Origin of the sequence: Paenibacillus sp. FSL L8-0435 (assembly GCF_037965655.1) — a bacterium.
Taxonomy (GTDB): domain Bacteria; phylum Bacillota; class Bacilli; order Paenibacillales; family Paenibacillaceae; genus Paenibacillus.
In genome coordinates this window covers 5,961,464-5,983,983 of record NZ_CP150185.1, presented here as the reverse complement: position 1 = coordinate 5,983,983, position 22,520 = coordinate 5,961,464, and the positions used below count along the sequence as shown (strand labels likewise).

The following is a 22,520-nucleotide window of genomic DNA, read 5'->3' as shown; positions in this document are numbered from 1 at the left end:
TGCGGGGCCTTGCCCTTGCCTATTGTGTAAAACGTTTTCGATATTGCTGAGAAATTCCCAGATTCATCATATTGTCCATGCACTTCCCATGATAAGCAATGGTCACGGAATGTTTCACATTTTAGACTGGATTTACAAGAATCCAGTTGAAGGGATGGCTATACGATATGAATTTATCTGATATAGGCGCTGTACGTCAACCATTGAACTTAAATGGAACATGGCAGTTTTGTTTGGATCTGGGGTCCGATAAACTCGTTGAACAAGAGATATTACCGCCATCACAGTGTGAAAACACATCATGGGAGACCATTCAGATTCCCGGTTCATGGGAAGAGCAAGGATACGGAGATGAGCCTGAATACGAAAGGCTCGATACCTGGACAAAGGTACGCGAGTATGAAGGCTCAGCCTGGTATGCTCAGGATGTCCATGTTCCATCAGAGGATCCCGGATGCCACTATGTATTCAGATTGGAAGGTGTCCGATGGACAACGCATCTCTGGATCAATGGACAGTATGCCGGGCAGCAGGATAGTCTGGTGAATCAACAGAAGTGGGATGTCACTTCTCTGGTGAAGCAGGGAGAAGTGAATCGTGTGGAGATCCGCGTGGATAATACGATGAAACTTCCGCTGGCGGGTAGCCATATTCATTCATTGCATACGGCCACAGCCTGGGGGGGAATCACAGGTGGTGTTTATCTGGACAGTATGCCTCCCTGCCGATTACAGACGTTACGTATTCAACCAGATGCTGAGAACGGAACCATTCTGGTTGATTGTACTGTAAGCGCTCCCGCAAATGAATCGGCTAGATCAATGCAATTACATGTGGATATCCAGCATCCGGACGGCACATGGCTTAATCGATATAGTTGTAATGTGAATCTGAGTGATCCATCACATGTGGATATAAGCTCAGCAGGTTTAACTGAAATCAACGCTGTAATAGAACAGTGGCAATTGGAACTTGGAACAGAAAAGTCTATCGCAAAATGGTCGGATGAATCCCCTGAATTATACAAGGCAGTGATCCGTCTCCATGAAGGTGAACAGGAACTGGATCGACTGGAGCAATCATTTGGTGTACGCTCCTTTGCAACAAACGGGAAGCAGCTTGAATTGAATGGGACACCAGTATATCTGCGTGGGTACGTCGATTGCTGTATCTTCCCACTGACGGGTTATCCCGTCTGGGACAAGGAGCATTATCTTCAGCAGTTTCGAATCGCCAGATCGTATGGTTTCAATCATGTCCGACTGCATGGGTGGAGCGCGCCGGAGCCTTTCTGGGAGGCGGCTGATGAAGTCGGCATGCTGGTACAGGCAGAACTTCCCCATTGGTCTCGTTTCTTTGAGCAATCGGATCAGTCTGCGCCAGCTGAAGTATTGTCCTATCTGACACAAGAACTGGACGGGTTGCTTCAGTCGCTGCATAGACATCCTTCATTCGTCATGTTCTCCATGGGGAATGAACTCATTGGCCCGAATGGTCACCCTGAACTCAATGCATGGGTATCGAGGGCAAGGGATATCGACCCAACCCGGTTATATACGGACAATACAGGTTTTGGACAACTTCCGGCGCAAGGGCGGGAAGGTGATTATTATATCCAGTCGTTGAACTGGCATCCCCCCCTGGAATCCGCATACTCAGCTGTGCCGGATACCACGCTGGACTATCATGCAGTCACCCGGCTTGCGGAGCATCCCGTCATTGGGCACGAACATGCACAGTACACCATGTATGTGCGGCCCCAAGAGCGAGCCAAGTATACTGGCGTATTGCGTCCTAGCTGGTTACGACCGATCGAAGAATCGTTAACTAACAAAGGAATGATGGAGGACCTCGAGCATTTTCAACAGGTCAGTGGTACCCATCTGGTACGTTCCTTAAAAGAAGCCATGGAGCGAATTCGGCGAACACCGGACGCTGCGGGGGTACAGCTTCTGGACATTCGCGATTTTCCAGGGCAGGGACATGCTACGACGGGCATTCTTGATGTATTTTGGGATGACAAAGGCATTACAACACCAGAAGAATTCATGCGTTTCAACGCAGATGTGGTGCTGTTATTAAGCTGCAAGGAGCGTACATTTTACGCCGGAGAATCCATTCATGTCGATGTACGCATCTCTCACTACGGTAAGGAGCCGCTTGAGGACGCGCTCATTCAGTGGAGGTTAATAAGCGATGATGTGATACTCACTGAAGGAGAATGGAAGACCGGAGATATCCAATGTGGGTCCGTCATGTCACTGGGAAGCATCGTCGCTACAGCACCTCGGGAAGCAGCAGCGGCTTTTCGGATTGAGGCGGAGTTGATATCAGGCGATTTGGAAAGAACTGTAGCGAATGTATGGCATGGCTGGTCGTTTCCTTTTTATCAGTCTCATCCGGGTTCGAATCGGTTCTGGAATACCGTGGCAGAGCTGCAGCCACTTCTCGGGGAAGCACAACATGATGGCGTAGATCGCATCGATGGATTTCAGTTGTTGAAAAATCGGGAGATTGACTTGGTGATCGTTCAGTCGTTAACACCCAATGTCGTTGATTATGTGGTCAACGGGGGGAGTGTTTGGCTACAGTCAACCGCAGAAGGGTTATATGATTCAGTGAAGACCAAGTATCTGCCTGTATTCTGGAATTACCTGATGTTTGCTACACAGCCTGGTGCAACGATGGGCATGTATTTGAGAGAACAGCTAGCACTACTAGGGTCCTTCCCGCATGATGGGGCTTCGGACTGGCATTGGTATCACTTGGTGAACGGTACACCAGCGATATGTTTGGATACGTTGCCCGGGGTGGAGCCGCTGATCGAAGTGGTGGACCATTTCCATCGGGCCAAACGACTCGCTTATGCCTTTGAGGCAAAAGTAGGGAAGGGTAAGATTTTGATATCCTCACTTCCGTTTGCCAACCTGGCTTTAATGAAGCGTCCAGAAGTCGCCTTTTTATTTCAGGAGATACTTGCGTATCTGCATGGAGATCAATTCCGTCCAGCAACCTCCATATCCGTAGCGCAATTACTCGGCATCGTTAAACTGCAAACGATTCAATTCACATTGTAATTATAGGGACCCGAAAGGGTCCTTTTTGTATGCAATCAGTTTGAAGTAAACGATTTCTATAAAACGTTTTCGAAATTTACCAATTTAGATAATATATTACCTTAATATAACTTTTGTTTCATTTAAAAGTAGAATTTATCACTGATTTTAACGAATTTATGTCTGATTATATATGTCTATATCTAATTTTTATATGATTTTCTCTAAAATCCAGATGGTATTTTGAAAACGCTCTATCGGGTATGATTATTTTATAAAACAGAGGAGGGGGAACGGAGATGGAAACGCTAACAAAAAAATCCGCTTCCGCGAACAGAAGCAGTGACCCCAAACCGCCTTTAAAGAATCGGCGGAACGGAATTTGGGACAGAATGAAACAGCAGAAATATCTCTATCTCATGTCATTGCCATTCGTAGCTTGGGTTTTCGTATTTAACTATCTGCCACTATGGGGATGGACGATGGCTTTCCAAAATTATAAACCTGCCAGATCGTTTGGTGATCAAGAGTGGGTTGGTTTTAAACACTTTGTAGAGCTGTTCAGTGATGATCGTTTCTATCTGGTACTTCGAAATACGCTTGCAATGAGCTTGATGGGACTGGTTGTCGGTTTTATCGTGCCGATATTCTTCGCTATTCTCCTGAATGAAATGAGAGGCATGTTCTTCAAACGTGCCGTGCAAACGGTATCATATCTGCCTCACTTTGTATCCTGGGTCGTTGTGGCAGGTATTATCACCAAGATGCTCTCCACCGATGGCGGGATTATCAATGATCTATTGGTAGGACTGAACATTATCGATCAGCCAATCCAATTCATGGCCAAGGGGAACTTGTTCTGGTACATTGTAACCGCTTCAGATATGTGGAAGGAAACCGGTTGGAATGCCATCATCTATCTGGCGGCGATTACAGGTATCGACAATGAGCTGTATGAAGCTTCCCGTGTAGATGGAGCCAACCGCTGGAGACAGATGTGGCACATCACGCTGCCTGGCATACGGACCACGATTTCCGTACTTTTCATCATGTCAATTGGACATCTTATCAGTATCGGTTTCGAGAAGCAGTTCTTGCTTGGCAACAGTCTGGTCACAGACTACTCGGAAGTACTTGATCTATACGCGCTCAATTATGGTTTGAATATGGGACGATTCTCATATGGTACAGCCATAGGTATATTCAACTCCGTTGTCAGTATCATCCTTCTGTTTACTGCGAACGGCTTGTTCAAAAAATTCACTAAAGAAAGCATCATGTAGGGAGGGGACGACATTATGGCGAACAAAGCATTCAATGCTACTCGGGGCGATAAACTGTTCGATATATTCAACATCCTCGCGATGACCATGGTGCTGGTTGTAACACTTTATCCATTCCTTAACGTACTAGCCATCTCACTCAATAACTCGACAGATACAGTACGTGGCGGAATTTACTTGTGGCCTCGCGAATTCACATTACAGAACTACAAAACGATTTTCCAATATGATGGATTGTTACAAGGTTTGCAGATCTCCATTCTGCGTACACTTGTAGGTACTGTGCTCGGATTGATCAGTTCATCCATGATCGCCTTTACACTGAGCAGACCTGATTTTGGACTTAGAAAATTTGTTTCCACAACGCTCGCGCTCACGATGTATTTCTCCGGTGGTCTGATTCCGGTGTACATTCTGATGCGTGACTTGAACCTGATCGGTACATTTTGGGTATATGTATTGCCTGGCATGATCAGTGCATTTAACGTCTTCATCATCCGTTCCTTCATTGATGGCCTGCCATACTCATTGCAGGAATCCGCGAAGCTGGACGGAGCGAATGACTTTACAATCTATTACAGAATCATCTTGCCACTGTGTAAACCAGTGCTTGCTACCATCGCATTGTTCCTGGCTGTAGGTCAATGGAATGCGTGGTTCGATACGTACCTGTATAATGGTTCAAAGGCACATCTGACCACGCTCCAATATGAGCTGATGAAAGTATTGCAAAGTACGCAGCAAGGCTCAGGTGCTGGACGAAATGCCAATGATATGGCACAGCAAATGACACAGATTTCACCGGAATCGATCAAAATGGCGATTACGATCGTTGTAACGGTTCCAATCCTCATTGTATATCCATTCCTTCAGAAGTACTTTGTTGGCGGTATGACACTGGGCGCAGTAAAAGGTTAAACAATTGGGTACAGGCTGCCACATAGAGCGGCCGTACATCTACAAACAAATGAAGCATCAGGATACCCGAAGCGCAGCCATTTGGTCTGCGCTTCACCGTATAGGGCTGCGGTGTGGTATTCATGAAGCTATAGACAGGGACAAAAAAGTCCCGGACAAACAGACATATGAAACAGGGAGGATTACCATTATGGCAAGTTCCAAAATGAAGATTGCACTGGCACCAGTGCTTGCAATGTCTTTACTCGCAGGTTGCGGTGGAGGAAGCGGCAGTGATACGTCGTTCAAGGATACAAGCGCAGAGACAACTCCACTTACTTTTGATTTCTTCAGCGTTGACCCCAGTCCGAACTGGAATGGCATGAAGGATGAAGTAGGTAAAGTCCTTACGGAAAAAACAGGGATAACCCTTAACGGTGAATTTGCCGTTAGTGGTGGTCAAGATAAAATATCCTTAATGGCGGCGAGCGGAGACTATCCGGATATTGTCTCCCCCAAAGGAGAACTCAGCAAACTGGTGGATGCCGGAGCAATGCTCGATCTGACAGATCTGATCGACCAATATGCTCCCAATCTGAAGAAGCTGTATGGTAATTACATGGACCGGTTGAAATACAGTAATGAAGATCAGGCTATTTATGTGCTGCCGACGTATTATGCGGTAGACCAGAAGTACTTTGATGCAGGTGGTGGATTTGGTATTCAACACCGTGTACTGAAAGAACTCGGATACCCGGAAGTGCGTACACTTGAGGATTACGAGAATGTATTGAAGGCGTACAAAGAGAAACACCCAACAATTGATGGTCAGCCAACAATCCCGTTAACATTGGACGCGGATGATTGGAGAATCATGATTACCGTAACGAACCCTGCCTTCCAGGCAACAGGTGCTCCGGATGACGGTGAATACTATATCGATCCAGAGACGTATGAAGCAAGTCTGCATTACAAACGTCCAGAGGAAAAAGAGTACTTCCGCTGGTTGAACCATATGTATAACACTGGATTGCTGGATCAGGACAGCTTCATCCAAAAAACAGACCAATACAAATCCAAAATTGCAAGTGGACGTGTTCTGGGTGTCATTGACCAGGATTGGGGTTATTCCGATGCAGAAAATGCACTGAAATCTGCGGGCAAGGATGAAGCAACGTATTCACACTTCCCGGTAACCCTGTCCGAGGATATCAAGGATCATGCTTACCAAGATCCAGGTTTTGTATCCGGTTGGGGTGTAGGGATTACCACATCGAATCCTGATCCGGTTCGTACGATCAAATTCTTCGATTACCTGGCTTCTGAAGAAGGGCAAGTGCTGATGAACTGGGGAATTGAGGGCAAACAGTACGAAGTGAAGGACGGCAAACGTGTCATTCCTGCCGACATTCTGGATCAGAAAACCAATAATGCAGCCGTATTCCAGAAAGAAACGGGTATTGGACTGTACACCAATATGTCTGGTCACTATGGAGACGGTGTGAAGGATTCAACGGATAACTACTACACTACGAATTTCCCTGAACAGATCGTGGCAGCATATTCCGATGCAGAGAAAGAAACACTCAAAGCTTACGGTGCTACGACGTGGAAAGATCTGTTCCCGAGTGAAGACGAGTTCCCGATCAAACCATGGGGAGCAGCATACAATCTGCCAACACCAGGTGACTCCAACTACAACGTCATCTTCAAGAAAACACAGGATATCATTCGGAAACGCATCCCGGAAGCCATCCTGAGTACTCCTGAGCAGTTCGATGCCATCTATGATGGCATGATTGATGAAGTGAACAATGCAGGAGCAGAGGATATGGAGAAACAATACACAGAACTCGTTCAAAACCGTGTTCAATTGTGGAGCGGTGAAGAGACTAAATAAGCTATCGATTAAATGGATTCAAACCGAGAAAGAACCCGGATAACCGGGTTCTTTTTTATACCTAAAACGTTTTCTAAAAAACGTTTTCAATTTTATAAATTCACTATTGACAAGGGATATAGGAGCGATTATTATTCAATTATGAAAGCACTTACATTGTCTCGTACATCAGAGAAAAACAACATACATCATTCTCATTTATTCAAGGGGAATTCCAGAGGGTGACGAGTAAATTAAGGTGTGTGAAGATCCATTCACCGTTTTAAAGAAAACGCTTCTAATGTTATAAAAACAAGAAAATTACATTTGTTTCATCTGGTCACGGTATGTGCAGGTCAGCCTGTTATACAAATATACAGCTTCATTAATATCCATAAGGGGGATTACACATGAAGGGCAAAACACCAAAAACATTCGCAATGCTTCTGTTAGCCAGTGCACTTGCAATTACAGCAGGATGCAGCGGCAGTGGAGGAGGAACTAACGCTTCAGAAAAGCCGGTTGATTCCGGAGATACAACCACTCCAGTGACCTTTACATTCTTTGGTGCAGATGCAAGTCCAAGCTGGAACAACATGAAAGATGCAGTGGGCCAAGAGATTACCAAAAGAACAGGTGTTACAATTGAAGCAGAATACGATGTGAACAATGGTGGCGACCAAAAGATACCTTTGATGGCTGCCAGCGGTGATTACCCTGATATTATCTTTCCTAAAGGTAACCTGTCGAAGCTGGTGGATGCAGGCGCAATGCTGGACCTGACTGACCTGATTGAGGAACATGCACCTAACCTGAAAAAGATATATGGCGATCAGATGAATCGTTTGAAATACAGTTTGGAAGATCAAGCGATCTATGCTATTCCAACCAACATGGGTGTAGATAACGTCGCTTTTGATGCAGGTGGTGGATTCGAAATTCAGCAAAGAGTGTTGAAAGAACTGGGGTACCCAGAAGTGAAGACACTTGAGGATTACGAAAACGTTCTTAGAACGTATTATGAAAAGCATCCAACGATTGATGGTCAACCAACCATTCCACTGACATTGAATGCAGATGACTGGAAGATCATGATCACGGTAACGAACCCGGCCTTCCAGGCAACAGGTGCACCGGATGATGGGGAATATTACATTAATCCTGAAACGTATGAAGCGATGCTTCACTACAAACGTCCAGAGGAGAAAGAATACTTCCGCTGGTTGAACAAAATGTACAATGAAGGCCTGCTCGACAAAGATACTTTTGTTCAAAAAGATGATCAATACAAATCCAAAATCGCCAGTGGCCGTGTACTTGGTCTGATCGACCAGGACTGGAACTATGGCGAAGCTGAGAACGCTCTCAAAGCAGCAGGCAAGGACGAAGCCACATATGCTCACTTCTCCGTGTCCCTGAATAAGGACATTGTGGATCATACATTCCAGCCAACAGGATTTGACGGTTATGGCATCGGGATTACAACTTCGGCCAAAGATCCGGTACGGATTATCAAATTCATGGATTGGCTCGCTTCCGATGAAGGCCAGGTGTTGAGAAACTGGGGTATTGAAGGTGAACACTACAATGTAGAAAATGGCAAACGTGTGATTCCTGACGATGTTCAGGAACGCAAAACAAATGACAACTCCAATTTCACGAAAGAAACAGGAGTTGGGTTGTACAATATTTTCAGCGCAAGATACGGTGATGGTGTAAAAGATTCTACAGACAACTACTATACAACGAACTTCCCAGAGCAGATCCAAGCAAGCTACACACCGGCTGAGAAGGAAACGTTGAAAGCATACGGTATCACAACATGGAAAGATTTCTATCCATCCGAAGATGAATTGAAACTGAAAGATTGGGGCGCAGCGTATAATATGCCTGTACCTTCTGACACAGACTACAACGTAACATTCCAGAAGACACAGGATATCATCCGCAAACGGATCCCAGAAGCGATCCTTGCCAAACCTGAGAACTTTGACAGCGTGTATGACAGTCTCCTGGCTGAACTTGATAAAGCAGGTGCAGTAGAAATGGAGAAACAATACACGGTTTGGGTGAAAGAACGTGTCTCCCTGTGGACTGGAAAAGATGTGAAATAAGCTTGAAAACAAAGCATTAAAGTTAAGGATTTTCATTGCAAAAAAGCTCTTGAAAAAGGGCTTTTTTTGTTGTTGACGTAAGGTGGTGATAGCAGTATAATCTATCATGTAAGCACTTTCAGTAAGCGGTTTATTTCATTTCCGAAAACGTTTTACGTCTGTTAGAAGAATAATCTTCTTTTTACAGAATCGAAACGTCAGCTTCACTAAAAACGTCGGAATGAATGAACTCGAAAGCGTATTCAAAAAAAGTGGTATCCTCAGGCATAAAGCCTGTTATACAGATAAAACCTTCATAAATAATAGGGGGAACTAGACAATGAGAGGCAAAATGAAAGGCAATACACCCAAGACGTTTGCAATGTTGATGCTCGCAAGTGCAATGTTGGTTACAGCTGGCTGCGGGAATTCGGGAACCAAAGAGACTTCGGAGTCCAGCGGTACCGAACCCATTACAGTTACGTTCTTCGGAGCGGATGCTAGTCCCACCTGGAACAAGATGCAAGATGCTGTTGGTAAAAAGATCACGGAGCAAACAGGCGTTACAATTGAAGCTGAATATGATGTAAATGATGGTGGTAACCAGAAGATTGCACTGATGGCTGCCAGTGGTGACTTTCCGGATATGATTTACCCTAAAGGTAACTTATCTAAGCTTGTGGATGCAGGCGCGATGCTGGATCTCACGGATCTGATTGAGGAGCATGCTCCCAATTTGAAAAAAATCTATGGGGAACAGATGAACCGTTTGAAATACAGTCTCGAAGATCAAGCGATCTATACCATTCCAACCAATATGGGTGTCGATAATGTTACGTTTGACGCTACAGGTGGATTCGAAATTCAACAAAGAGTATTGAAAGAGCTTGGATACCCTGAAGTGAAGACACTTGAGGATTACGAGAATGTACTCAGAGCCTATTATGAAAAACATCCAACGATTGATGGTCAACCAACCATTCCATTAACATTAAATGCAGATGATTGGAAAATCATGATCACGGTAACGAATCCAGCTTTCCAGGCAACAGGTGCACCGGATGATGGTGAATATTACATTGACCCTGAAACGTATGAAGCAAAATTGCACTACAAACGTCCAGAGGAAAGAGAATATTTCCGCTGGTTGAATAAAATGTACAATGAAGGCCTACTGGACAAAGATGCATTTGTTCAAAAGGATGACCAATACAAGTCCAAAATTGCCAGTGGTCGTGTCCTCGGTCTGATTGACCAAGAGTGGAACTATCAAGAAGCGGAGAACGCACTTAAATCATCTGGCAAGGATGATGCCACATACGCTCACTTCTCTGTATCACTTAACGATGAAATTGTGGATCACACGTTCCAACCAGCCGGATTTGACGGTTATGGCATCGGGATTACAACTTCGGCCAAAGATCCAGTGCGTATCATCAAATTCATGGATTGGCTTGCTTCCGATGAAGGACAAGTTCTGAGAAACTGGGGTATCGAAGGTGAACATTACAACGTAGAAGATGGTAAACGCGTGATTCCAGATGACGTTCAGGACCGCAAAACGAATGACAACTCCAATTTCAGTAAGGAAACAGGAATTGGGATGTACAACGTATTTAGCGCAAGATACGGTGATGGGGTAAAAGATTCAACGGATAACTATTACACAACGAACTTCCCAGAGCAGATTGTAGCTGGTTACACAGCTGCAGAGAAAGAAACACTGAAAGCTTACGGTATCACGACTTGGAAAGAGTTCTATCCGGCTGAAGAAGATCTGCCAGTTAAGGATTGGGGCGCAGCGTATAACATGTCCGTACCTTCCGGTACAGACTATGAGGTAACGTTCCAGAAAACACAGGATATCATCCGTAAACGGATTCCGGAAGCTGTTCTGACTACACCAGCAAACTTTGATGCAACCTATGATGCTTTACTGGCTGATTTGGACAAAGCGGGTGCAGTTGAAATGGAGAAACAATTTACGGTTTGGGTTAAGGAACGTGTCTCTCTGTGGACAGGAAAAGACGTAAAATAACATGGATTGTCTGTGATCCATGGTTAAACAAGGAAAGGGCCCTATATGGGGCCTTTTTTTTGTGTAATGATGTGATGATTTGCATTGACGCAAATTTTGAAATCACATATAATTTTATTATTGTAAGCACTTACCGAAAACGTTTTATGACATAAGGAATATACAGCTGATTCAGGAACAGGAGCTAATCATGTCCCAACACAATAACCAAACTAAAATCAATCGTCTATGGTATCAACAACCGGCAAAACGCTGGGAAGAAGCGCTCCCCATCGGGAACGGCCGTCTTGGAGGCATGGTGTACGGTGGCGCAGCAGATGAACGAATTCAGCTCAATGAAGATACATTATGGTCAGGATTTCCACGGGATACGATTCAATACAGCAGCCAGCGGTATTTGAAACAGACACGTGAGTTGATCCTGTCCGGACAATATGGTGAAGCTGAGGATTTGTTAAACCGTGAAATGCTCGGTCGTGATGTAGAGGCCTATCAGCCAATGGGTCACTTTCTATTGCACCATGAAGGTCTGGATGATCTTTCATATGATGCATTTGAACGGGAACTTGATCTGGAATCGGGTATTGCAACCACGACGTACTCATGGGAAGGAATTCGTTACGTACGTGAAGTGTATTCCAGTGCTTCGGATGATCTGATGGTCTGCACATTAACTGCTGATCAGAAGGGCGCTGTGAGTGTAAGTGTTACGCTAGACAGTCCCCATCCTTATCGCGTTGAGACTTCGGGAGATGCACTAACCATGTTCAGTCGGTGCCCAAGTCACGTGGAGTCCAATTACTTCAGAGATCACCCGGAATCCGTCCTCTATGAAGAGGATCGGGGAACGGCTTATGCTGTCCGTGTAGCATTCACGGCATCTGGCGATCAGGTGAAGGTCTCCAATCTGGAAGGCAAGTTACATATTCAGGGTGCTGACCAGGTTGTTTTCTATCTGGCAGCGGCTACCTCCTTTGAGAGTTACGATGTGTTACCTCTGAAGGATCATCCTGTATTGGAAGAGGAATGCAAGGAGTTGATCTCCAAAGCGATCACACATGGCGTGGAAGGCCTTCGTGACCGACATATTCAGGATCATAGTGCGCTGTTTAACAGAGTCTCTATTGATTTAGGGGTATCGGCTAACGCCGAATTACCTACAGATGAGCGGCTGCAGGCTTATCAGGCAGGGCAACAAGATCCTGGACTGGAGGCACTTTATTTTCAATATGGAAGATATCTGTTAATGGCTAGTTCGCGTCCAGGCAGCCAGCCTGCCAATCTGCAGGGAATCTGGAACCATCAGGTAGAGCCGCCATGGCATAGTGACTACACAATCAACATCAACACGGAAATGAATTACTGGCCGGCAGAAGTCTGCAATCTCAGTGAATGTCATGAGCCGCTGTTCGATATGCTGACAGATCTCAGTGATACAGGGCGCAGAACAGCACGGATTCTCTACGGAGCCCGTGGATGGACTGCGCATCATAACGTGGATATCTGGAGAACCACCACACCTACAGGCGGAGACGCGAGCTGGGCATTCTGGCCAATGGGCGGCGTTTGGCTGACCTCGCATCTATGGGAGCATTACCAATTTACCGGGGATCAGCGTTTTCTTGAGAAACGTGCGTATCCCATCATGAAAGAGGCTGCCTTGTTCTGTCTCGACTGGTTGGTGGAAGGACCTGACGGTTATCTGGTCACGATTCCATCCACTTCACCAGAGAACAAGTTTCTCACAGATAATGGGGAGGCACGCAGTATATCCATGGCTTCAACGATGGATATGACGTTAATTCGTGAACTGTTCACCCGCTGTATTGAGGCCGCGAAGCAATTGAATCTAGATGAGTCATTGGCGGGCGAGTGGGGGGAGGCTCTGGACAAACTCTATCCATTCCGAATTGGAAGCGAAGGACAATTGCTGGAGTGGTTTAAGGATTTTGCCGAATCCGAGCCAGGGCATCGTCACGTCTCCCATCTGTATGGACTGTATCCGGGAGAGCAGATCAATCGAGTACACACACCGGAATTGGTAGAAGCAGCACGGGTATCGCTTGAACGTCGTATCTCACAAGGTGGCGGGCATACAGGATGGAGCTGTGCATGGTTGATCAATCTGTATGCACGACTGCTGGATAGCAGCCAGGCACATCAGTTTGTGCGCACGTTGCTGGCCCGGTCCACACATCCAAATCTGTTTGATGACCATCCACCATTCCAGATCGATGGTAATTTTGGAGGTACGGCCGGAATCGCGGAGATGTTATTGCAGAGCCACTTGAACGAGTTACATTTACTGCCGGCACTACCCGAACTCTGGACTCAAGGTCGAGTTGAAGGGCTTCGTGCAAGAGGTGGTTATACGGTAGCCATAACGTGGACGGACAACAAGCTTGCTTCAGCGGTTATTAAGGCAGATCGAAGTGAGTCGCTTACCCTTCGCAGTGCTTATCCGCTACGCGTGGAAGGACATGAACAAGCCAAGGCAGAGCTTACGCCTCAGGGCGATTATGTAATTATTTTAACGATGACCGTAGGACAGACGATCCGCGTGTCATCATGAGACGGAGGAGCCAACCATGACCATTTTTAAATTTCCGCAAGATTTCCGCTGGGGGACAGCAACAGCTTCCTATCAAATAGAAGGAGCGGCACAGGAAGGTGGACGCGGGGTATCCATCTGGGATACGTTTGCGCGCACACCTGGCAAGGTATATAACGGAGACAATGGGGATGTCGCATGTGACAGTTACCATCGTTACGAGGAAGACATCGAACTGATGAAGAAACTCGGGATTAATACGTACCGGTTCTCCATTGCGTGGCCGCGCATTATTCCTGACGGAGATGGGGAGATCAATCGGGAAGGACTGGACTTCTACCATCGCTTCGTGGATGCATTGTTAGAGGCTGGCATCGAACCGTTCCTCACGCTGTATCACTGGGATCTTCCACAAACGCTGGAGGATGACGGGGGTTGGGGCAACCGAAGAACGGTAGACGCTTTTGTGAAATATGCCGAAGTGATTTTCAAAGAATTCTCGGGCAAGATCAACTTTTGGCTGACATTCAATGAACCATGGTGTATCGCGTTCCTGTCGAACCTTCTCGGGATTCATGCGCCAGGAAACAAAGACCTGCAAACGTCAATTAATGTGGCTCATGGATTGCTGGTTGCTCATGGTAAAGCCGTTCAATCCTTCCGTCGCTTGGGAACAACGGGTCAGATTGGAATTGCTCCGAACGTATGCTGGGCTGAGCCGTACAGCAAATCTCCTGAGGACCAAGCTGCCTGTGACCGATCGATTGCGCTCAATACCGATTGGTTCCTAGATCCAATCTACAAAGGTTCATATCCGCAGTTTATGGTGGATTGGTTTGCAGAAGCGGGGGCTACTGTGCCAATTCAGGAAGGTGATATGGAGATCATCTCACAACCGATCGATCTGCTCGGCATTAACTATTACACGATGGGGATCAATCGCTTCAATCCGGAGGCGGGTGCTCTGCAATCGGAAGAAGTTGATATGGGCCTCACCAAAACCGATATTGGCTGGCCTGTGGAATCACGTGGTTTGTATGAATTTATGCATTACTTGCAAAAGTACGGCAATGTGGATGTATATATCACAGAGAATGGTGCTTGCATCAATGATGATCTGGAGAATGGCAAAATTAATGATGATCGCCGGATTGCCTATTATGAACAGCATTTGGCTCAAATTCACCGCATCATTAATGACGGCATTAACCTGAAAGGGTACATGGCATGGTCACTGATGGATAATTTCGAGTGGGCAGAAGGCTACCGCATGCGTTTTGGTCTTGTTCATATGGACTATCGTTCACTCGTGAGAACACCGAAGGAGAGTTATTACTGGTATCAGAACGTCATCAAGAATAATTGGTTGGAGACACGGAACGAACATAATCCCCAATAGTTTGGGTGGCAGGTTACAAGGGAAGAGCAGGTCCTCATTATATACGGTTCCCTTATTAAAGATAAAAAAGACGGCAACTTTGGAGTATTCCATTGTGCCGTCTTTTTTTGTATTTTTACCGTTGAAAATGAGTAGTTCATAAAGGTTTCATAAGGTCAAGTGCAGTTCCTGTTATGAAGAGACGTTTTTTGGGTTATAAGAAGTATGAATGAATTGAAAAATGTTTTGTCAACGGTTGAAATCAAAATAAAGTGTCCAAATTGCGAAGAAAATTTGAACATTTGTTGACTAAAAATCATACTGATGTGGTATATTGGTATAAGGAAAGCACTTACAAAAAGGGAAAAGGAAGTGTTTACTATGGCATCGAAGACAGCAATGGTTAGCCAATTGGAGCGCAAAGACAAAAATATGCGGCGCGCCGTCTTGACGATGACAGTTCTGGCATGGGTCGCACTCATTACGGGAGTGATCATGTGTCTGATCAATCTGAATGAATTTAATGATCGTAATCTTGGCTTGATGGTCGGTATTGGATTCCTTGTAGGTAGTGTGTTTATTTACGTTATTGCCAAAGCGATTGGCCTTGTTCATACACGCCGGGAAGACGAAGGCGCCGATTGATTATAATCCTGCGTTAATTCGTTCATAATAAGACTGGATAAGTTCCCGGAATCCAGTCAATAAAGCCCTTTGCGGATTCGTTGACATTGTTCAACGGGACTGCAAAGGGTTTTATTTTGTGACTTGATGTGTAAAGATTACAATAAGCAAATATCAACCATGCAAGCGATTTGTGAGAAAAAATTCACACATTTAAGGTGTAAAATCGACAAATTTGTTAACAAGAACAAAAAAGTTGTTCATTTCTGATATCTTTAGTAGGAAGAGAGTAGTATACTGATTTTTCAGTATGAGCGAATTTAAGGAGAGGGGATCAAAATGAACAAGAAACCTAGGTCGCTAACCCGGATTATCATTCCGGTTGTCCTGACGTTGGTTACAATTGCATTGATTGTCTGGCCAATGCTGGCAGGCGGGCAGTACGTTGTTCTGGATCCGAAGGGACCAATTGGCGCTTCGCAGAGAGATTTGATTGTCATCTCGACAATTTTGTGTGCTGTCATTATTGTGCCAGTACTCATTTTGTCTGCCGTCATCGTATGGCGTTACCGCGACAAGCCGGATAACAAAGCTGCTTATGAACCTAACTGGTCTCATAGTACGAAGGCGGAGGCAATCTGGTGGACCGTTCCAATTATTATTATTGGAATACTAGCCATTGTTACGATTCGTTACACGTATGATCTGGAGCCTTCGAAGCCGTTGGCTCACGAGAAAGCACCAATTACCATCCAAGTGTCTTCACTGGATTGGAAATGGCTGTTTATGTATCCTGAGCAAGGGATTGCAACGGTTAACACGTTGAATATTCCGGCAGATCGGCCCGTGAAATTTGAACTCACTGCGGATTCACCAATGAACTCGTTCTGGATTCCGCAACTTGGAGGACAAATTTATACAATGTCGGGTATGGCAATGACCTTGTACCTGCAGGCAGATCATGAAGGTAAGTACTGGGGTTCCGGTGCTAACTTCACAGGCGAGCATTTTGGAGAAATGCGTTTTGATGTGAATGCTACATCGGACGAAGATTTTGACAATTGGGTAGCTGATGTGAAACAGAATTCTCAGCCATTGACCACAGAAGGTTACAGTGCACTGGCTGAACCAGGAACAAGCAATGTTGCTTATTATTCTGCCTTCCCAGAAGGATTGTTCCAAAATATCGTAACCAAGTATGTTGTAGATGGTCAAAGTGCTCATAGCAAACATGGAACTTCAAACGAAGCTTCTGGAGCCATTCAAAATGCAACTGATACGTCCAATCAAGACGAGGACAAGAGTGCTAACTAAAGATTCGAAAGGAGGCCCCCAATGTTAGAGGGACTTAAAGAGTTTGCATCGGAGTTTTTCGTAACCGGTGATCCGCTCATTTATGGTGCGATGGTAGCTATCGGAATTACCATGATTACTATTGTAGCGGTGCTAACTTATTTCAAAAAATGGGGCTGGCTCTGGCGTAACTGGTTAACGACTGTCGATCATAAAAAGATCGGTATCATGTATATCATCGCTTCCATTATCATGTTGTTCCGTGGTGGTGTGGATGCGCTAATGATGCGCCTTCAGCTGGCTATGCCTAACAATGAATTTCTAAATCCTGAACACTATAATCAGGTCTTCACAACTCACGGCACGATCATGATCCTGTTCATGGCGATGCCATTTATGTTTGGTCTATTTAACGTTATTGTACCACTACAGATCGGAGCAAGAGACGTTGCGTTCCCATTCCTGAATGCACTCAGCTTCTGGCTGTTCTTCTTGGGCGCAATGCTGTTTAACCTGTCCTTCGTTATCGGTGGTTCACCGGATGCAGGATGGCTGAGTTATCCGCCTCTATCGGAGCTGTCGCACAGTCCAGGGGTAGGACAGAACTTCTATATATGGGGTATACAGATATCAGGTATCGGTTCCCTGGCTACCGGTATCAACTTCCTGGTTACCATCATTAAAATGCGTGCGCCAGGCATGAGATGGATGAAAATGCCGATGTTCACATGGTCGGTATTCTCCACTTGTATTATCATCTTGTTCGCTTTCCCAATCTTGACCGTGACACTTGCATTGTTATTCCTCGACAGGTTTGCCGGGGCGCATTTCTTCACACTTGATTTGGGTGGTAACCCAATGATGTATATCAACTTGATCTGGATGTGGGGTCACCCTGAGGTATACATTGTGGTCTTGCCGGCATTCGGTGTATTCTCCGAGATTGTAAGTACCTTCTCTCGGAAAAAACTGTTTGGTTACAAGTCGATGGTATTCGCAATGTTGATCATCAGCTTCCTGTCCTTCTTCACATGGGCGCATCACTTCTTCACGATGGGTTCCGGAGCAGACGTAAATGCATTCTTCGCCGTAACTACGATGTTGATTGCTATTCCAACAGGGGTTAAGATATTCAACTGGCTGTTTACCATGTATCGAGGAAGGATACGCATGGCGACTCCGATGATGTGGACACTTGCCTTTATCCCGTGCTTTATTGTCGGGGGTATGACAGGCGTTCTGTTATCCGTTGCTCCTGCTGACTTCCAGTTCCACAACAGTTACTTCCTGATTGCCCACTTCCACCAAGTATTGATCGGTGGTGTTGTCTTCGGATACTTCGCAGGTCTGTACTACTGGTGGCCTAAAATGTTCGGTTTCCAACTCGAAGAGAAACTGGGCAAATGGGCATTCTGGACTTGGAATATTGGTTTCTATGTCTGCTTCATGCCGCAGTACGCTGTCGGCTTGATGGGTATGACACGTCGTCTGAGCACTTACGGCTGGGATACTGGCTGGTGGGAATTGAACTTCGTATCCACAATCGGGGCATTCCTGATGGGTGTCGGATTCCTGTTCCAAGTTGCGCAAATCGCAGACGGTATTCGCAAATACAAATCACTCAAAGCTCCTGCCGATCCATGGGATGGCCGTACGCTGGAGTGGTCAATTCCTTCACCAGCTCCTGAATACAACTTCGCCGTTACACCGCGCGGAGATGATATTGATGAGTGGTGGGAAGAGAAGGAACGTCGTGCCAAAGGCATCTATCCGCCAGAGCAACCGCTTGAGCCGATTCATATGCCGAAGAACTCTGGAATTCCGTTCATCATGTCTGTCTTCTGGTTCATCGCCGGTTTCGGCTTTGTCTTCGGATGGCTGTGGATGGCAATTCTCGGACTCGCTGGCGTAGGGATCTGTATGATCGCCCGTTCATTCTCATACGATACGGATTATTATATTCCGGTCGACGAAATTAAGCGTACCGAAGCGTCGTTAAGGGGGTCGGTATAGATGGCTCAAGCAGCCGCTAAGCACGGTGAGAATCATGCACATGGTCACGACCATGGACATCATGATCCACAGGAAATGAAAATTCTCGGATTCTGGTTCTTCCTGATTTCCGACGTTATCCTGTTCTCCGTATTGTTCGCAACCTTCATTGTGTTGCGTGACAATACGGCGGGCGGACCGATTTTGTCTGAATTGATCAAAATGCCTGGTGTTATTGCCGAAACGTTTATCTTGCTCACAAGTTCATTCACGAGCGGACTAGCCGTACTGGCGATGAATCAAGGCAAAGTAAAACAATTAATCAGTTGGCTGGCGGTTACAGCCGTTCTGGGTGCAAGCTTTATCGCACTGGAAGTATATGAGTTTATTGAGTTGATTCACGAAGGGTTCAGCTTTACAACGAGTGCTGCTTCGGGCGCATTCTTCACCCTTGTGGGAACTCACGGACTTCACGTATCGCTCGGTCTGATCTGGATGATTGGACTTATGTTACAACTGAAAAAACGTGGTATTACCGATGTTACTCGCGGTAAAATCAACGTAATCAGCTTGTACTGGCACTTCTTGGACGTCGTATGGATTTTCCTCCTGTCGATCGTCTATCTCATGGGGGTGATGTAGATGTCAGAGCACAACTCACATGATTCCCACGGTCATGAGCAACATGGTTCATTGAAGTCTTATGTCATCGGCTTCATCCTGTCCGTCGTTCTGACAATCATTCCACTTGTGGTGGTTCTCAATGATATGATGGAAAGAACAGGAACACTCATTGTTGTTCTGGGCACGGCAGCACTTCAGTTTGTGGTTCAACTCTTCTTCTTCATGCATATCCGTGAAACAGAGAAACCACGCTGGAATGTCATGGCCCTTATTTTCGGATTACTGATTATGATGACCATCGTAATTGGTTCGATCTGGATTATGCTTAACAATGCTGTTGCACATTAATTGATATGATGAAAGAGCTTCACGACCTTGGTATTCAAGGTTGTGGGGCTCTTTTTTTTCTAAGCTGAAGTTATCGCATATTTTAATGGAAAAAGTTGTATTATATCTTAATAAGTCGTTGATGAAATAATTTTCCAGTGATACTATTGTTATTCACTCTGTCAATATATTCAATATTTTAGTTAGAGCAATTTTAGCAAAATTATTTTAGGAGATGTACCAATGAAAGCAAGGGTAATCCGTTATTATCGTTTTGGCGAACCAAGTGAAGTGTTATGTATGGAAGAAAAAGATGTGATACCCCCTGGCCCCGGTGAATTAGCAGTGAGGATGTATGCTCGGCCTATTAATCCCTCCGATATTATTCCTGTTCGAGGAGCTTACCCGCATCGTACCCAATTACCAGCTGTTCCCGGGTTTGAGGGTGTGGGGATAGTAGAAGCAGTAGGATTGGGAGTATCCAATCAAATGTTGGGGCGTCGTGTCTTGCCACTAAAAGGCGAGAATACTTGGCAGGATGTCGTGAAGACTTTGGAGCGACATACAATTATTGTGCCAAATGATATCGATGATCACTCAGCCAGCCAGCTCTATATTAATCCGGTTACGGCTTGGTTGATCTGTACAGAGGTGCTTAAGCTTACGTATGGTGATACCCTGATTGTGAATGCAGGGGGATCTGCGCTCGGACGAATCTTTGCACAGATCTCAAAAATCAATGGATTCAAATTGATTGTGCTTACGAGAGATGATCGTCACACTGCTGAACTGTATCGTCTTGGAGCAGTTTCTGTTATCAATACAACAAAAGAGTTGCTACAGGCTAGAATGGCGGAATTAACAGAGGGATACGGTGCTGATGCAGCCGTGGATTGTATTGGAGGGACAGACGGGGAACAGCTGGTGAGTTGCCTTAAACCAAATGGGACGGTCATCAGTGTAGGGCTACTTTCGGGGATCACACCGTTATGGCATGAAGCAACTCGGGGAACACAAGTTCATGTGAAACTTTTCTGGTTAAAACATTGGGTGGAACGCTGTTCGCAAGAACGCTGGGAACAGGTATTTCATGAGGTAATGGAGCTGGTCAGAGCAGGGAGGCTTGTCATGGCAAACATTGGGGCGACGTATGACCTAACGAATGTACAACAGGCTATTGCAGCGGCTGAATCGGGTATCGAGGGGAAGGTTCTCTTATTACAGTAGTACATAAGACTTGGAAAAAACTCAGCATAAAGAATGCGTAATTAACAACTAATTCATATTGGGGGCCTTGTTGTGAAGATTAAAGATATGATGTTTACTGCGATTATGGCAGCCGTTATTGCAGTACTTGGACTGTTACCGCCGGTTCCACTACCATTTTCTTGGGAGGAGTAGATACTCCGATCCACGATTGGTAATCCATAGACAGTTAGAATCATAAATGTTTTATCGCAGAAAATTCTTTTTTGAAAATAAAGGTACACAAAAGATACATAATGAACTAAAATGAACTTATATGAACATTAATAATATCAATCTCAACCAATTTAAATGACGAAGGGAATGGATGAATAATGGAAAATCGCTATGCTGCACATCCCAATGAAGTGAAAACGTATGATACATCTCGCCTGCGTGAGGAATTTTTGATGGAGCAACTGTTTGCAACTGATGAATTGGTAACGGTGTATTCTCATGTGGATCGTTATATTGTGGGAACGGCTGTACCCGAGAGTAAGGACATTACCCTTGAAGTGAACCTGAAAGATATCGGAACGAACTTTTTCCTGGAGCGTCGTGAAATCGGTATCATTAATGTCGGTGGTCACGGAACAGTGACAGCGGATGGACAAGGTTATGAGATTGGAGCGAAGGAATGTCTCTACATCGGTAGAGGGGTGAAGGAAGTTGTGTTCACGAGCAGTGACAAGGCTCAACCTGCCCAATTCTATTTTGTATCCACACCGGCTCACCACACCTATCCAACAGTAAAAGCAACACAAGAACAAGCTCAGCCGAATCATCTGGGCAGCATCGAAACTTCCAATGAGCGTACGATCTATCGTTACATTCACCAAGGAGAAGGTGGAATTCAGAGTTGTCAGTTGGTGATGGGCATTACCGAACTCGACAAGGGTAACATGTGGAACACGATGCCTGCACATACCCATAACCGCCGTTCCGAAGTATACTTGTACTGGAACTTGCCTGAAGACGGTGTTGTATTCCATATGATGGGTGAGCCAAACGAAACACGTCATCTGGTTGTACGTGATCGCCAGGCGATCATTTCCCCAAGCTGGTCCATTCACAGTGGTGTGGGTACAAGCAATTACACCTTCTGTTGGGCGATGGCTGGTGAGAACCAGACGTTCGAAGATATGGACGGCGTAGCAATGAAAGACCTGAAATAATAAATTACAGTTTTCTGAGTTAAATTGACAGGGTAGACACTATGACTCATTCATTTTGACTCAGA

Annotated in this window: 15 protein-coding genes; all 15 read left to right on the top strand. The window is 45.4% G+C overall.

Annotated elements, in window-relative coordinates:
* The first annotated feature begins 167 nt into the window (after window positions 1-167).
* Window positions 168-3,077, top strand: a complete 2,910-nt coding sequence (locus NST33_RS26695) for a sugar-binding domain-containing protein (RefSeq protein WP_339305667.1) — start codon at window positions 168-170, stop codon at window positions 3,075-3,077.
* Between the two features lie 278 nt (window positions 3,078-3,355).
* Entirely contained in the window at window positions 3,356-4,339 is a 984-nt protein-coding gene (locus NST33_RS26690) for a sugar ABC transporter permease (protein WP_036606891.1), read from the top strand.
* Window positions 4,340-4,354: 15 nt separating this feature from the next.
* Window positions 4,355-5,257 carry a carbohydrate ABC transporter permease gene (locus NST33_RS26685; RefSeq protein WP_036606894.1) on the top strand — a complete coding sequence of 301 codons (903 nt, stop codon included), beginning with the start codon at window positions 4,355-4,357 and terminating at the stop codon, window positions 5,255-5,257.
* 190 nt (window positions 5,258-5,447) lie between these two features.
* Entirely contained in the window at window positions 5,448-7,136 is a 1,689-nt protein-coding gene (locus tag NST33_RS26680; RefSeq protein WP_339179489.1) for an ABC transporter substrate-binding protein, read from the top strand.
* 389 nt (window positions 7,137-7,525) lie between these two features.
* Window positions 7,526-9,229 (top strand): ABC transporter substrate-binding protein, encoded by a 1,704-nt coding sequence (locus NST33_RS26675; RefSeq protein ID WP_336764773.1) that lies wholly within the window; start codon window positions 7,526-7,528, stop codon window positions 9,227-9,229.
* Window positions 9,230-9,560: 331 nt separating this feature from the next.
* Window positions 9,561-11,246: an ABC transporter substrate-binding protein gene (locus NST33_RS26670; RefSeq protein ID WP_026081466.1), complete on the top strand. Its 1,686-nt coding sequence runs from the start codon at window positions 9,561-9,563 to the stop codon at window positions 11,244-11,246.
* 190 nt (window positions 11,247-11,436) lie between these two features.
* The gene (locus NST33_RS26665) at window positions 11,437-13,818 is read left to right on the top strand and encodes a glycoside hydrolase family 95 protein (RefSeq protein ID WP_221820753.1); all 2,382 of its coding nucleotides are present in this window, start codon (window positions 11,437-11,439) and stop codon (window positions 13,816-13,818) included.
* A 16-nt stretch (window positions 13,819-13,834) separates the two neighbouring features.
* Complete coding sequence (locus NST33_RS26660; protein WP_221820754.1) at window positions 13,835-15,196, top strand: GH1 family beta-glucosidase; 1,362 nt, start codon at window positions 13,835-13,837, stop codon at window positions 15,194-15,196.
* 360 nt (window positions 15,197-15,556) lie between these two features.
* Window positions 15,557-15,820: a hypothetical protein gene (locus NST33_RS26655; protein WP_036606904.1), complete on the top strand. Its 264-nt coding sequence runs from the start codon at window positions 15,557-15,559 to the stop codon at window positions 15,818-15,820.
* A gap of 318 nt (window positions 15,821-16,138) precedes the next feature.
* Entirely contained in the window at window positions 16,139-17,113 is a 975-nt protein-coding gene (gene cyoA / locus NST33_RS26650) for a ubiquinol oxidase subunit II (protein ID WP_221820756.1), read from the top strand.
* 21 nt (window positions 17,114-17,134) lie between these two features.
* On the top strand, window positions 17,135-19,105 hold the full coding sequence (locus NST33_RS26645; protein ID WP_076212762.1) for a cbb3-type cytochrome c oxidase subunit I: 1,971 nt from the start codon (window positions 17,135-17,137) through the stop codon (window positions 19,103-19,105).
* Entirely contained in the window at window positions 19,106-19,726 is a 621-nt protein-coding gene (gene cyoC, locus NST33_RS26640; protein WP_036606911.1) for a cytochrome o ubiquinol oxidase subunit III, read from the top strand.
* Window positions 19,727-20,056, top strand: a complete 330-nt coding sequence (gene cyoD, locus NST33_RS26635; RefSeq protein ID WP_036606914.1) for a cytochrome o ubiquinol oxidase subunit IV — start codon at window positions 19,727-19,729, stop codon at window positions 20,054-20,056.
* 222 nt (window positions 20,057-20,278) lie between these two features.
* Window positions 20,279-21,262, top strand: coding sequence for a zinc-dependent alcohol dehydrogenase family protein (locus NST33_RS26630; protein ID WP_339305663.1), 984 nt, complete (start codon window positions 20,279-20,281; stop codon window positions 21,260-21,262).
* A gap of 353 nt (window positions 21,263-21,615) precedes the next feature.
* On the top strand, window positions 21,616-22,455 hold the full coding sequence (kduI, locus tag NST33_RS26625) for a 5-dehydro-4-deoxy-D-glucuronate isomerase (protein WP_036606918.1): 840 nt from the start codon (window positions 21,616-21,618) through the stop codon (window positions 22,453-22,455).
* Window positions 22,456-22,520 lie beyond the last annotated feature (65 nt).

What these genes read in the sequence shown, in the direction of transcription:
- NST33_RS26695 (WP_339305667.1), top strand. Translation starts at nt 168, where the DNA reads ATGAATTTATCTGATATAGGCGCTGTACGTCAACCATTGAACTTAAAT.
- NST33_RS26690 (WP_036606891.1), top strand. Translation starts at nt 3,356, where the DNA reads ATGGAAACGCTAACAAAAAAATCCGCTTCCGCGAACAGAAGCAGTGAC.
- NST33_RS26685 (WP_036606894.1), top strand. Translation starts at nt 4,355, where the DNA reads ATGGCGAACAAAGCATTCAATGCTACTCGGGGCGATAAACTGTTCGAT.
- NST33_RS26680 (WP_339179489.1), top strand. Translation starts at nt 5,448, where the DNA reads ATGGCAAGTTCCAAAATGAAGATTGCACTGGCACCAGTGCTTGCAATG.
- NST33_RS26675 (WP_336764773.1), top strand. Translation starts at nt 7,526, where the DNA reads ATGAAGGGCAAAACACCAAAAACATTCGCAATGCTTCTGTTAGCCAGT.
- NST33_RS26670 (WP_026081466.1), top strand. Translation starts at nt 9,561, where the DNA reads ATGAAAGGCAATACACCCAAGACGTTTGCAATGTTGATGCTCGCAAGT.
- NST33_RS26665 (WP_221820753.1), top strand. Translation starts at nt 11,437, where the DNA reads ATGTCCCAACACAATAACCAAACTAAAATCAATCGTCTATGGTATCAA.
- NST33_RS26660 (WP_221820754.1), top strand. Translation starts at nt 13,835, where the DNA reads ATGACCATTTTTAAATTTCCGCAAGATTTCCGCTGGGGGACAGCAACA.
- NST33_RS26655 (WP_036606904.1), top strand. Translation starts at nt 15,557, where the DNA reads ATGGCATCGAAGACAGCAATGGTTAGCCAATTGGAGCGCAAAGACAAA.
- cyoA (WP_221820756.1), top strand. Translation starts at nt 16,139, where the DNA reads ATGAACAAGAAACCTAGGTCGCTAACCCGGATTATCATTCCGGTTGTC.
- NST33_RS26645 (WP_076212762.1), top strand. Translation starts at nt 17,135, where the DNA reads ATGTTAGAGGGACTTAAAGAGTTTGCATCGGAGTTTTTCGTAACCGGT.
- cyoC (WP_036606911.1), top strand. Translation starts at nt 19,106, where the DNA reads ATGGCTCAAGCAGCCGCTAAGCACGGTGAGAATCATGCACATGGTCAC.
- cyoD (WP_036606914.1), top strand. Translation starts at nt 19,727, where the DNA reads ATGTCAGAGCACAACTCACATGATTCCCACGGTCATGAGCAACATGGT.
- NST33_RS26630 (WP_339305663.1), top strand. Translation starts at nt 20,279, where the DNA reads ATGAAAGCAAGGGTAATCCGTTATTATCGTTTTGGCGAACCAAGTGAA.
- kduI (WP_036606918.1), top strand. Translation starts at nt 21,616, where the DNA reads ATGGAAAATCGCTATGCTGCACATCCCAATGAAGTGAAAACGTATGAT.